The organism is Alkalihalobacillus sp. TS-13, assembly GCF_019720915.1.
GTDB lineage: Bacteria > Bacillota > Bacilli > Bacillales > Fictibacillaceae > Pseudalkalibacillus.
This window is the reverse complement of the sequence record NZ_JAHKSI010000001.1, coordinates 96,603-110,695: the sequence shown is the minus strand read 5'-3', so window position 1 is coordinate 110,695 and position 14,093 is coordinate 96,603. Positions and strand designations below refer to the sequence as shown.

Here is a 14,093-nt window from a genome sequence, read left to right as displayed (position 1 = left end):
TTTGCAAAGTATATTTTTCATCCTTTTTATAATTTTCTTTACAAATTACAAATCTACACCAATACAAATAAGTACCTAATAATAAATATTAAAAAAAATAATTATAATTGTAGTCATACAGTTATTGCTTGTTTTAAATCAATAACATCTTTATCACACTCGTTAATAATAAATTGAGGTACAACCTGATATTCACAAGGATTTAACTGATACATATAATCATTCTCTAAATGATATGTCTCATTTACAAACTTTCTTATAATATCATTTTTACTATTTTCTATATTTATGATTCTATATAATTGCAGTTTCTCATAATTGTTTGAAGACTTTTCATAAAGACTGATTAAGTTATGAACATCTGCCACCGTTTTATAAAAAGAGTCATAATTAAAATTATGAATATATTCGGATATAATAGATGTACCAATTTCTATTTCTTCTGGAGTCATAGGTCTTGATATACTGTTGTTTATAAATTCTGGTATCTCCCTTTTTTTAAATAAATTGGAAAGTAATTGATATGGCTCATCTTTATCTTCATTTACTTCAAACAACCTTCTTAAATAAATTAATTTATTTATATCTTCATCAAGTAAAAAAATATTTTCTTTTACTATTTCCAGAAAAGTTTTAACATCTTTTTTCTCAATTGACTTTTCTGTTAAGATTCCATTTACATTTTCTAAAAAAGCTGCTTTTGGTACAGGTTGAAACTTATGCGGCAGATGATAAATCATATCAACAATTGGATCAAAATCATGTGTTAACAATAATACGGTTTTTCCTCTAAGACTTTTTTCTCCTCTAAACAACATATCAATAATTGCGTACTTCTTATTTTTATCAAAAGAGGATATAGGATCATCCAGGATAATTAAATCCGGATTATTTTTAATTACCTCAAACATAAATAACACAAGTGCAAAAGCGTTTCTTTCACCATAACTTAGATGAAGTTTTACATTTGTAATATGGTCTTCTACAAATTCATTATGTTTTAATTTCAGCTTATAGTTCCCTTCGTTATTCTCCTCTAAATTCACCTGATAGTTATAACCTGCATATTGTAAAAAACTATTTATCTCATCATTGTACTCTTTAATTGTTTTCTCAATATGTTTTTTCTGCTTATTTATTTCACCTTGTAACTGTCCTGCTTTTTCAAGTATATTTTCTAATAATCCATTAATATGACCAACTTTTTTAGAAGTAGTATCCGTATTCATATGACCAATATACTCAATATCAATCTTATAACCTTCCACCACCTCTTTAACTTTGCTAAAATCTTTTAAAGTTTGAAACCCTAAGGTTTTTATTTTTGCTAACTTGTTATAAAGTATATTAATCTGATCTCTTACATCCAATAGGTATTTCTCATATTCGTCTTTTAGACCGTCAACGCTTTGTGAAATCGCAAGTATTTTATTGTAGGTATCTTCTGTAAAATAGGAACTTAATCTATGTATAACATCAATGACTTTATTAAGGTGTTCAATTAGCTTAGAATTATACTCTTTCTTAACAGCTAATATAGTTTCCTTTTTATCTTCTATCCCAGTATTGGTGCAAAATGGACATATATTTGATATCTCCAAATATTCATTACCACTCATCTGCCACTTTAACCATTTTACATTTTGTTTATTTTGCAAGAAATCTTTGTAAACATTTAAGCCTTCTGGTATATTTTGAATCTTATTACCTGATCCAATACCTTTGTAAACACTACTTGATTTAGCTAGTCCCTTTGAGTTTCCAAAACAATTACTTAACTCTAATAAATCATTCATTAGACTATCAATTTCATGATTGTCTATAAAAGTATCCCCAATCACTTTTATATATTCATTAATTTTTTGCATACCTTCTTCGTATTTTTCATCATGAATAAAAACCTCGAAACTATCTTTCAAGAGTTCATCTTGTAGAAAGACATATTGATCTATATAGTTCTCATTAAAAATTGAAATACTGTTTATAGAATCTAACCCTTCAATTTTGGGGTTATTTGTTTCCTTGTCCTTCCTATACTTAAAAGGTTTAAGGTTTAAAAGTTGATTTGTTGAGTTTAATCTATCGAAAATGTCTGACTCCATAGCTCTAGAAATAGTAGATTTACCTGTCCCATTAACTGCATATTTAATGTTAAGAGTGTTTTCAACAATTGAGATGGTTCCGCTCTCAATACTATTACAATTACTTAAGTTAATATCCATGTTATCCCTCCCTAATTTTTGTTATAATCATTTATACTTATATTACCACTTTTATCCAACAAAAAAAGAATAAGTTCTACATAATTTTCTTTTCAATGTCATGAAACAATGAAAAAATTTAAGGCGAAAATTTTGTGTATTTTTCCATAAGAGCAAATCTATTAAATTATTTGAACAATATTAAGAGCCCTATTCAAAGTTTTAGAATAGGGCTTAAAGTTAAGGTTAATTTGAACTTAAAATTGAAATAGATCCACCATTAATTACTTGGCTACCGGCAATAATTTTATAATCCATTTCGCTTGCGCTTGCTATCTCTCTAGCTGCTTTTTCTTTTGATTGAACTACTGGGTCATCAATCTTATTATCACCTTTAACTTCAATAATCAGCATCTTTCCATCGTGTTTCTCAATTAGAAAGTCTGGATAATAACTTCTTACTGTATTAGATTCTGGATCAATATACTGTATATAAAAATCTGATTGGCCATGAGTTAGCATTCCTGTGAAGTAAACTTTATTTATTTCCTGATGGCGTATAATTTCTTCAAAAAAACGTCTTTCTGGAATAGAGTCGAAACAATAGGTATCAAGATGAAAACTTTTTTTAATGTAGTCCTTAAACTGACTATCATTTATTTCGACGACTAATTTTGGGTTTGCACTTATTCTATAACTGCCATCTTCTGGTTCCTTCACAAGTTCAATTTCTTTTATCTCTTTTTTATCATAGCTTTCTAATGAATAGATTGTGTTAAATAGTTTTGGGATAACCCAATCATATAAAAGGTCATTATAATTATTTATATATTCTAGTATCACATCGTAACCTTGTTTTGAATTTAATAAGATATTATCAATCTCTATACATGAACGGTTTATATACCTAGAAATCTCAGCAACAAGTGTTAGTTGACTAAATTCTCTTTTTATTCGGTATTCAGATAAATCTTGACTGGTCTTTCTATTTAACTTATTTGATATTAGCCCGGTTTGTTCTGTATGAACTAGCTTATATTTTTCTAAATCTAACTTTTCAAATTCAAAATCTATCGATTCATTAACACTTTTTTCTTTTAGTTCATACAGCTTCTTTTTTCTATTTACTTGTATTTTAACTGGTGGTGGGACTAAATTAATTTCATAAGGTTTGTTAGAATTATCTTTTTTAGTTAGGTCATTAATGCTTAATCTAAAGTTTTGTTCTAACTCTTCTTCAAGGATTTTCATATTTTCATCTGATAGATACACATTTGCCCTTTCTTGAATAGGACCAATGGCTCTCAAACATCTCATTGTAGCTTGCAAAACAAATATTTTTGACTTTGGCTTTCTAAACAATGCGACCCCAAATAATGATCTACAGTTCCATCCTTCTCTACCTTTATTCACAAGGAGGATAAATTGTTTGTTGGATGGTGGAGTGTCTAACCTATTGAATTCTCTTATATCATCATTTGATGTAAGCTTGTCATCACCTACATTCACTAATATTTTATCAATTGAGATGTTTAGTTCATTTAATATTTCTTCTAATACTGGCTTTAATTCATTCTGAAGTTCATCTATAGTACTTGCAAAAATAGCAAGCTTTGGCAACATGCCTTCATATCGATTTTCCTTATAGTTTTCCCAGAAACTTTTAACAGTAAGATGTAAAAACTCCTCTGACTTAGGATCTGTATAACCATTAACCGTTACATTTTTCAAGTATTTTTTATCAATAGCTTCCTTTAACCCGTACGCATAAACAACCTCAGGAAAAATTTCTTTGCCTGCATATGGTGTACCTGTGTAATTATAACATCCCACAACGGATGTTCCTGATTTTACTAATGCTTTCGCTAATTCATTTATTGTTAGTCTTAAACTTGTTTTAGCTGTTTTGGTTCCCATATCCTTAGCAAGTACATTACCAAAAGAGTGATGCGCTTCATCAACATATATACCTAGTTGTTCAAGTCTGGTCAATTTTGAGAATCGTTGATTGTCGATTAACTCGCCTTCTTCTTCTGGTTGATCAAGTCCATATAAATCTGATATATCATCATAAGCTGATCCCTTTTGAAAGGATGAAAGACTGAAAAGCTGATCAACATTACTTTTTTGCTTATGTTGACGTTTTAAGATAATTTTTTGAGTATTTGAGATGATGATATTAAATTTGGACTGGTCAATTGTATTTAATGTAGTCCCTGAATCCTCAAGAAAGTAAACTTTTAAATGTGTGTTTAGCCAATTTAAATATTCAGGCGGTACCACATTTGATCTATCGAATGTTTGAATTTCCTTCAACGATTGTAAAACTGTTTTATCCGGCGCAAAAACTAAAGCATTGTGACAATATCTCTTATCTTTTGGAAACTTATTAGCTAACAAAAATTCATAGAAGATACATGTTGCCATTAATATAGTTTTACCTGTTCCCATTGTTAGAGCATAAATATAATTTGGATATTCTTGGGAAAACTTTTTCATTCTAGAAAATACGCTCTTATATTGCTCTACATCAACACTAAATAAAGTCCCTTGCTCACCTTCTGTGAAACCTATGTCACTTCTTTTTTCAAATCTATTCTTTTTATAATACCAATCTTCAAATAGTTGATGAACTTGCATATTATCCAAATATTCCTTTAAGAAAATGTACATCTCTAACGCTTCAAATTGTGGTTTTCGAAGAAATGCATTTGGATTTTTTGAGTCATTAAAGTCTAAAAACTTCTTAGATAAGTTCCTATAATGATTTCTGATTCGACCACGATTTTCTTCATGGAACTCCCTCAGATATGTAAAAAATGCAAAGTCCAAAGCAAAATCATTTTTTTTAGCCATTATTGATACTCACCTCTAACGACTCAGATAGGAGGTCAGTTATTTTGATGCGTATTGTTCCAGCATCATGAGGTATTACATATTCACCTTTAACAAAATCCTTTTTATCTGGAATATCTGCAATTTTAGGTTCTAAAACAGCACCATCATAGTTCCAATCGATCATTACTGATTCAACTAGCTCTTTCCAATCTCCAACATTCTCTTTCATAATACTTAATTTTTGAAGTAAGTTCATAGGAAAGAAGTTCCTTATAACTAATTTACCGTCGAAAATAGCTACATCTACTTCCGAGTCACGTTTAAACTCAAGATTCGATTTATCTCTTAATATGTCAACTACTTCAATGTCTAATTTGTATCCAACTTCTTGTTCAAGAGCGGCAGCTAAATCTGGTTCATGCCCCATACAGACTAGTAATAATTTTTCTACAGATTGATTCGGATTTTCTGCTTGTCTTCTTTCAAATAACTTATAATCAAAATTAGTAATAAGCTCATTTAGATCTGCTTTCGTAGATATTCGATTAATAGGCATAACCTTTACCAAATACCCATCTTTTTCACCATCATATAATACATTATTGATCAATGGTTGAACCTCTAAGGCTTCTAATAACAATTGCTTTGCTTGTGTAGGATTACGAAAGATATCATAATTATTTACATTATAAATTTCAAATCCTGGTTGAATGATTTTTGTTTCCTTTAAGATTTTTATTATTCTCTTTGTTGTAGTTTGTACTGCACCCAAATTAATATCGGATCCAATAAATTTTCTTCCTAATTTTAATGCAACTGCTTGTGTAGTCCCTGATCCCATAAAGCAATCAAAAACCAGATCCCCTGTTTTTGTGTTTGATAATATTATCCTTTCTAATAGCTTCTCTGGTTTTTGCGTTGGATAATTTACAATACTCTTATCAGAGTTATTTAATTTATCTATTTCCCAAACATCATCTATATGTTTACCTTCCTCTAAGGCATCCTCAATATACCTTTTTACTCTTTTGCCATTTCCAGCGTCAGATAGAACATATTCTTTACCAGTTTCTTTTTCAATATGAAGTTTCTGTTTTCTTTTTTTGACATATTCTTCTTTAGACTCCCATGCTTCACGATATGGATCGAAGAAAGGATTTGACGTTTTAGAGTAATATAAAATGGTGTCATGTCTTCTATTAAAATATGTAGTATTTTTCCTGTTCCACCCACTATAGTTCCAAACTATTTCATTCTGAAAATTAGACGCACCAAATATCTCATCTAAAATACATCTTAGCTGATGTGACTTGTGCCAATCACAATGAAGATAAATTGATCCGTCATCAGCTAGAAGTTCTCTAATTAATAAAAGTCTTTCATACATAAATTGCAAATATTCATCGTTTGTCCACATGTCTGTATACTGAGTCTCTTCAAAAATATTTATATCTCCTGTAGCCTCATTCCCTCTAAGTTTTATTCTTTTTTTATACTCAGCTTTTGAGTCGAATGGAGGGTCTAGGTACACTAAATTAACTTTCCCTCTGAAGTCCTTTAACAGATGGCTCATAACTTGAAGATTATCTCCCCAAAAAATCTTGTTAAGCCAACCATCAACAGTTTCACCATGAGTCTCTTTTAGTTGGGCAGGATAGTACTGAGTTGAGTGGAAAGGTCGTTTCCCTTTCCAATTTAACATTGGATAACCTTTAATCGGTTCAAATTTATATTGCTCAACATTTATTTCTTGTTCATTTTTACTCATATCTAACACTCCTATAGTTTTGCATCACAATAATAACGCATATCACAGTTTCTACAATGCTTTTTAGGTCGTTTTTTTATTTCAAAGTCTTTTGCTTCGATTTTTTGTACAATTCCATCAAATGTTTCAATGGTGTTATCAATAGCCTTTGTATCCTTAGGAAATGTGACATAAGGATTACTGTTTTCTTCTCCAGTATAATAAAGATGCATGTTGCTAACTTTTTGGCCTGTTCTCTCCTCTATTAAATGAGCATAGACTTCTAATTGGCGCTTATAATGGTACATCATCTCAGATTCTTTCACCAAGTCAGGCTTTTTCTCCGACTTGAAGTCAATTATTTCAACTGTTTCATCTTTACCCTTTATTAAATCGATTGTGCCCTTAAGAATATATTTATCCTTAACTAATGAAACATCCACCTCAGCTTCTTTGATATGTGACCAATCATTCCTTTGTTTCTTCACATATCTTAACACTTGGTCTAATGCCGCTTTTTGCGTTTGTGGTGCAAGGTACACACGCTCTTTTTTCACTAAATTATTATAATTAGAGTTAAACCAGTCTTCTACGTTACTTTCTGTTATTTTAGACTCTTCATTTCTTAATGCAGATTTATGAATATCTTCTATAGTTTGATGGACAAGTGAGCCAAATAACGTAGCTCCTTGACGTACTGGTGAGAAATCAAATTCTTTGTAAAACTTATATTGAAGAGCACAAGTTTCAAATATGTTGATATGTGATGTAAATGAATATTCTTTTTTTATATTAACATCCTTTATTTTATCAATGGATAAATCATAAATAGAATTTACTTCTCTCCAATTAGGTAATGTTTTATATAACTTAACAAAGGGTTTGGAGGGAACGTTTCTAGTACCTTGTCCACTTGCAGTGTTTTCTTGGCAACTTAAAACTAGTAAATTCTGTGCTCTTGAGAATGCAGTATAGTATAGTCGCCAAAAATCATATTGCTTTGTTCGATCTAAAGGTTCAAATGGTTTCTTACGATAAAAATTTTCTTGTAGGATTTCATCTAAATCACTGTATTGCTTTCTAGGAGTTGTGTTTAAAGAATCCACTATTACAATTGGAAATTCAAGTCCTTTGGATTGATGAATTGTTAGAAAAGACACACAACCACTCGGAGCATATTCCGAATTATCTTCATATTCATTTATTCCACCATTAATTAAAAATCTTAAATATTGATTAAAGAACGTAGTGATGTTGACATTAATGCTTTTCGGTGTAAATACTGAAACTCTATGTAAGTACTCAAACTTTGTGAGAAGCTTTGAGAATAATGATATGTTCCTTATTGCACGACTATCATTTACTTGATAAGAATCTCCTTCTAAATAACAATTAAATAAATCAAATTGTAAGAGTTGATAAAATAATCCAGAAAAAGAATAGTCAGTATTTTGCTGTAAGTTCATGTGTTCTTTTGCACGGATCTGACACCACATTAATAATTTCTTATTTTCTTCATTTCTTAATTCTTCTCCAAATTCTCTTAAATATTGGTCATAAATTTCCCATTCATCTAAATAAGCATTGTCATTCCACTTTCTTATTTTAGGGAATTGAGGGAACAAAAATAAAAGTGCTCCAATTAATAACCGTACCTCTTCTCTGTCAAAAAACATATTTGATCTTGGTGAATAAACCGGGATATTCCTTTCCTCTAAAAAATTCGCCAATGCCACAACTTTTTCATTTTTGACTGACTTAAATAGAAACGCAATTTGGTTCCAGTCGCTGACATTATCCTTATTCCTCATAGATAATAGAAATTGATAAACTTCATCTTCCCAGTTTCCTAAACCATCAGAGCCTGAAACTTTAATAACTTCAGCTTTTTCTGAATGATCACCATCTCTAGGCATAATTTTTTTATCATATCTAAACATTTCACCCTTATAAGTCCACTTATTTTGCTCCATCCAGTTATTATAAAAGTTAATTATTGATGGATGTGATCTATAGTTGATGGATAACTCTACTTGTTTACAAACACCATCATCAAATTTTTGGGGAAATTCTAAGATATTTCGAATAGTTGCCCCTCTGAATCTATACAACCCCTGGTCATCGTCTCCGACTACACATATATTTTGTCGTTCTCCTGCAAGTAAAAATAGTATTTCTTCCTGAATGGTGTTTGTGTCCTGATATTCATCAATCATTAAATAATGTAAACTATTGTTAAAATTCGATAGTATTTGAGGATGCTCTATTAATAATTGGTATGTTTCTAATTGGATTGTTGAAAAATCTAGAGCATTTTCTTCCTCAAGTTGTTTTTGGTACAGCTCATAACTGTAACCTAATGCTTGAACTTGTGGGTTTTCAGAATTCTTCAAGCTCTCTACATCCAACATTTCCTCACTAACCTTATTAAGCCACTTAAGTAGATTCTCAGCTTTTTTCCATCTTGAGCTTCTCTCACCATATATCAACTCTATATTTGAGATATTAGAGTACTCATATATTTTTTGATATAGAAAGTACTGTTGGTCAAACTGATCCATTAGAACATAATTCTTTTTCAGTCTAGTAAACTCTCTATTCTCTTTTAAGATTCTTAAACAAATTGAATGTATAGTACCCAAATACATTTCGTTTAAGCTAAAAGATATATTAGCATCATGCAGCCGGTTTGATACCCGTGTCATTAATTCTTGAGCAGCTTTTTCAGTAAAAGTAGCAACTAGAATATTTTCAGCTTGAACATTTTTCTCTGTAATTAAATGATATATTCTTTCAACTAATGTAAATGTCTTTCCGGAACCTGGACCTGCAATAATTAAAAGTGGTCCCTCAGTAGTCTCAACTGCAACTTTTTGGTTGTCATTAAGGAAACTCATAAACACCGCCCCACCCTTTTTCAACATATTTCCATTATAAACAAAGTAACCCTTGTAATAAATAGATATTAGTCTATCACTACATATTGAAATCATTGTTTTATCTATATAAGATAAAGGCAATAATACATAGAGAGAACCAGCTGCTAACCGGCTCTTTCTATGTGACTCCTTGCAAGAAGTACAGTGGCTTTATAGGGATTTAAAAAATAACCCACCCTACGGTCTGCCAAGACAACACAGGGTGGGTTATTTCTTATAAAGATAATAATAGTAAATGGTGTATCAAGCTAATTTCTAATTAAATTCCTACGAACCCGTTTTAAATGATGTATATAACTACGGTGATTTGTTTACACCGCTTAAAATGATGTATAATTAGTTGTTTTTGTTATATAAATAAACACCCTACAAATAAGCTCAATCAACACATTAAATTAAAAGTGCCTGATCCCAAACTAGGGGGCAGGCACTACTGGCCTATACCATCCTATCACGATACTCTTAAGTTAACGTTCCTAAGGTCTAATCCTTTCTTTAACAAACTTAGTTAAAATAGCCGAACTAGGATGGTTCGACAAAGATACCAACTTATTTACTAGTGCAACAGGAACTAAACCACTATCATACATGTCACACCTTAGTAATTCTATATTATGTAAAATTGTTTCTATATTTTTAAAATCTTCAATTTTAGGTTTAAGTATCACTTCTGGTGCTTCTGTTGGTATTGTTATTACATACACCCTTTCATCGTTGGCTTTATAAATAAGTTTTGAGCTATAATATGAAGTTGAAGCATAGGGCTTCTCCTCATTTGCAGTCCCAGGAATTATATATTTGTAAATATAATCATTATCTAATAGTAACAGTTCTCTTTTATCCATCTTCTTAGAAATCTCATGGGCATGTTCTACAAATGCACCACTTTTTTCTAGACCCGCAATATGAACTGTATAGTTTTCATGAAGAAAATTAATTAGTGTTCTCATTGGTTTATGAAGGTTAGCAGTTTGTCCAAAAAATGCAAGCGGACCATCCTTAAGAAATAAAAATTCATTTAATAATAAAGGTCTAGTTTTCAAAATTATATAAATTAAATGTATTAATATAAATTGCTCAAAAAGGGATGTTAGATATCCTAAGATACCTGAAGCACCTAACTCATTATCAATTGCCTCATGTAGTCGAAACACATCAGTAAGATATATCTTGCTATGGCAGGATGGGCAGTTATAGTTGTAATTTTTTTGTATTTCTTTTCGATATAAATTAATATTTTGTTCGCCACATTTTGGGCAGCTTGCTAAAACCCACTTATCTTTTTTATCCATCTTATATTCCTCAAAGATAAACCACTTAAGCGTTTTAATAAAACGGTCTTCTTTATCGTTTAATGGCTCACTTAAAAAAAAGTTATAAATTGTTTTTCTAACAGAATCAATTAAGTCTGCTTCATTACTATGCGTTATGTTTTTAGTTGGTAATGTAAATTTAAAACGTTGAATATTTTTTAGTTTCGCTATATCTTCTGGATCTATAAAATGTTTGTTCGACACCTCATTTAAATCTTCCACTTTAAAAATAAGTGCTCCAAATTGAAAGAAGCTTATAGTTGATGAAGGGAACTCATTTTTTACTTGTAATTCAGTGTATCCACCATCTATTGCAACAATATTTTCTATCTTATTTTTTTTCGGTATTTCTATAATTATATTAACGTGATCTTTCAAATTAACATCCTCTGAGTTTTTAGGGAAACTGCAATTCTTTAAAAACTCAGTAACTGACTCTTCATTAATAATGGAACTATGCGATGTTTTACTAGCATACTCATTTGGCCTTTTACCATTTCTACTCATATATCCCATTCTAATCCTCCTTTATAGCACTGAATCTATCAATTTGTACTGGGACAACAAAAGGATTAGAATATGTTTTCATACGTATAAATCCCTTATCACTATTAGCACTAAATTTTAATAGACTCTCAGTAAAGTCCTTAAAATCATAATATTTTTTCAACTCTTTTAGTTCATCCTCATTGTTTAAATGAGCAATAAACCAATTTTGCGTATTTTTTAATATGTTTGTACTAATAGAACTAACTTCTTGAGTAGCATAGACCATTCCTAGATTTAATTTTGCTCCTTCTTTAGCAATTCGATTATATATTTGGCTCAAATCTTTGTCTTCTTTCTTAGGGAATAGGTTATGTGCTTCCTCAAAATAAAACTGAATAAAATTATTAGGGCTGTTATCAATAAATTGATTCATTGAATCCGCAAATATACTTAAACAAATTCTTTCTGAATATAGCCTTTGAATATTAGGATCACCTTGTGACAAGTCTATAATTACAATCTTACCAGCTCTTAATGCCTCTACTATTTCTAGCTGAAATGGCTTATCAACTGTATCGGTGTGTAACCCTTTAATTCCATTAAGCTTCCTATAACCGCTAATTGTAGGGTTACCTTTAGGTTGTTTTTTCCTTGTAAGAAAAATTAAAAGTGCTTTTAAATCCTCATCTGCCCACTCATATCCTTTTTCATTTTTGTAATTGGTAAAGAACTCATCATTATAATTCTCCCATATAGTGGTAAACCAATTTGTAGCTTCATCTAATGTAATTCCCTTATCAGGGTCAATTTTCCCTTCTTTTTGAACCATTTGATTTAGCGTTTTATTCCCTTGAAATTTAACCTTAAACCCTTTGGATGGTGTTAACCCCGCTTGATATAAACAACATAAATATGCCGCTTTTTTTCTATTATATCTAGTTAATGCACTATGATCTGATTTATCTTCTGGTTCTGACAAATCAATTGATTTAAAACTGTTTACGTAATCACTATTATCATTATTTAAATGTGTAATTATGAGTTCAAAACCAGATGATATATCGTTATAGAAGTTTACCTTCATCACTTTAAAATCCGGCTTCTTTAATACACTGTATCTAACAACCTTTTCCTTATAAATTTCAAATATAGCAGTTCCTTCGTCTTGCATGTTAGCGTTAGCATATTCTCCATTAATATCAAAAATTAATTGACCAGCTGGATATTTAGGGGAACCGTTTTCACAAAATGGATCTAATGTACTTGTAACATCTTCAATTTCATCAACTAATTTATAAGGAGCTTTACTCCCAATTTCAAAAGTAGCTTGAATAATTTTCTTTACAGTGTTTGATTTCCCTGTTCTAGTCATACCAAACAAAGCTGTCCTTTTTCCAAGGAAGTCATTTGGAGTTACATAAACTGATGTCTCCTCTAAACTTTCTTGATATCTATGGCTAGAGCTAAAACGGACTTTTCCAATCTTTACATCGGTTTCTCCTCCTGGCACACTATTTCCATCTCTTAAGTTTGCTATTACTTCCAAGACATTATGAGTTGGTTTATAGATGCTGTAATTATGCGCGCTAAAAAAATTTTCCAAATCAGCGCCAAATTTAATTTCATTATTTGCATCCTTATAAAACGTTCCTAATATACTACATTCAATTCCTGAAAAGCTAAACTCATACCTAGTAAAATCATCTAATTGAGTGTTATTACCACTTGTTTTTAGGTTATCTTTATAATATTCAATCATTGAACTAATAACATCATTATCAGTAGGCAACTTTGTAGGCTGTAAAACTCTTAATAGTAACGCCTCTTGTACATCAGGTTCATTTTCATAAAAAGCTAATAAAAAGCTCCCTTGTGGGCGGACCGATGACCAGAAAAATAGTTATAGTAACTCAAAAGTTCGGGGTAAAAGAATCAAGGGAAGAGAAATATTTATTACTAATTATGAAACCGACGACGAGTTGCTAATCGAAAATTACGAAACTTGTCTTTCTTAAGTATAATAGCAAGATTGACTAGTACTCAGTGGGTAGCCCTAGATAAAAGAAAACGACGTTTATTAGTCTGTCGTTCTCTTTAAACTCACTAGTTATTTTAATAATCACCTTTTTGTTTCCACGCCAATTGTCCATTGTTTTGTTAGGAGTTTCCAATACATTTCTTAATCTACCTTTTTCATCATACTTGTATGTTGTGAGTGTTTCTAGTGAAAATATGTAGTTGTTGATGTAGGTGAATTTGAAAAAGGCTATTATTCTCTATAAGACATAACCATATGAAGCAAACTAAAGAGGCTACTCCCGTTAATTGGGAATAGCCCCTCATGTCAGATTACCATATTACAGGAAAGGTTGCAGAAGGTATCGAAATCGAAAAATGAATTTAGAACAAAAGAAAAATGAACTCAGCGTTAAACTGAATTCATCAGATTCAAAAGTCATTCCACTAGACGTGGTAAAGCATTTATTAGAAACATACGTTCAAGTATTTCAACAGTCATCGAGAGAAAAACAAAAGCAACTCTTTCAGCTATTGACAAATAGATAAC

The 14,093-nt window shown here is 30.7% G+C and carries 6 protein-coding genes; all 6 read right to left on the bottom strand.

Going from position 1 to position 14,093, the window contains the following annotated elements; translation table 11 throughout:
- Positions 1-113: 113 nt before the first annotated feature.
- Entirely contained in the window at positions 114-2,222 is a 2,109-nt protein-coding gene (locus KOL94_RS00500; protein ID WP_221563166.1) for an AAA family ATPase, read from the bottom strand.
- A gap of 225 nt (positions 2,223-2,447) precedes the next feature.
- Positions 2,448-5,057 carry a TnsA endonuclease N-terminal domain-containing protein gene (locus tag KOL94_RS00495; protein ID WP_221563164.1) on the bottom strand — a complete coding sequence of 870 codons (2,610 nt, stop codon included), beginning with the start codon at positions 5,055-5,057 and terminating at the stop codon, positions 2,448-2,450.
- Positions 5,050-6,807 (bottom strand): DNA methyltransferase, encoded by a 1,758-nt coding sequence (locus KOL94_RS00490; protein WP_221563162.1) that lies wholly within the window; start codon positions 6,805-6,807, stop codon positions 5,050-5,052. Before KOL94_RS00490 ends, KOL94_RS00495 begins: the two co-directional genes overlap by 8 nt.
- Before the next feature lie 11 nt (positions 6,808-6,818).
- The gene (locus KOL94_RS00485) at positions 6,819-9,710 is read right to left on the bottom strand and encodes an ATP-dependent DNA helicase (RefSeq protein WP_260412147.1); all 2,892 of its coding nucleotides are present in this window, start codon (positions 9,708-9,710) and stop codon (positions 6,819-6,821) included.
- A 491-nt stretch (positions 9,711-10,201) separates the two neighbouring features.
- Positions 10,202-11,554, bottom strand: coding sequence for a DNA double-strand break repair nuclease NurA (locus KOL94_RS00480; RefSeq protein WP_221563160.1), 1,353 nt, complete (start codon positions 11,552-11,554; stop codon positions 10,202-10,204).
- Between the two features lies 1 nt (position 11,555).
- On the bottom strand, positions 11,556-13,286 hold the full coding sequence (locus KOL94_RS00475) for an ATP-binding protein (RefSeq protein WP_221563158.1): 1,731 nt from the start codon (positions 13,284-13,286) through the stop codon (positions 11,556-11,558).
- Positions 13,287-14,093: the final 807 nt, after the last annotated feature.

Excerpts from the sequence above, each read along its gene's own strand:
- KOL94_RS00500 (WP_221563166.1), bottom strand. The coding sequence starts at position 2,222 with ATGGATATTAACTTAAGTAATTGTAATAGTATTGAGAGCGGAACCATC.
- KOL94_RS00495 (WP_221563164.1), bottom strand. The coding sequence starts at position 5,057 with ATGGCTAAAAAAAATGATTTTGCTTTGGACTTTGCATTTTTTACATAT.
- KOL94_RS00490 (WP_221563162.1), bottom strand. The coding sequence starts at position 6,807 with ATGAGTAAAAATGAACAAGAAATAAATGTTGAGCAATATAAATTTGAA.
- KOL94_RS00485 (WP_260412147.1), bottom strand. The coding sequence starts at position 9,710 with ATGTTGAAAAAGGGTGGGGCGGTGTTTATGAGTTTCCTTAATGACAAC.
- KOL94_RS00480 (WP_221563160.1), bottom strand. The coding sequence starts at position 11,554 with ATGGGATATATGAGTAGAAATGGTAAAAGGCCAAATGAGTATGCTAGT.
- KOL94_RS00475 (WP_221563158.1), bottom strand. The coding sequence starts at position 13,286 with ATGATTGAATATTATAAAGATAACCTAAAAACAAGTGGTAATAACACT.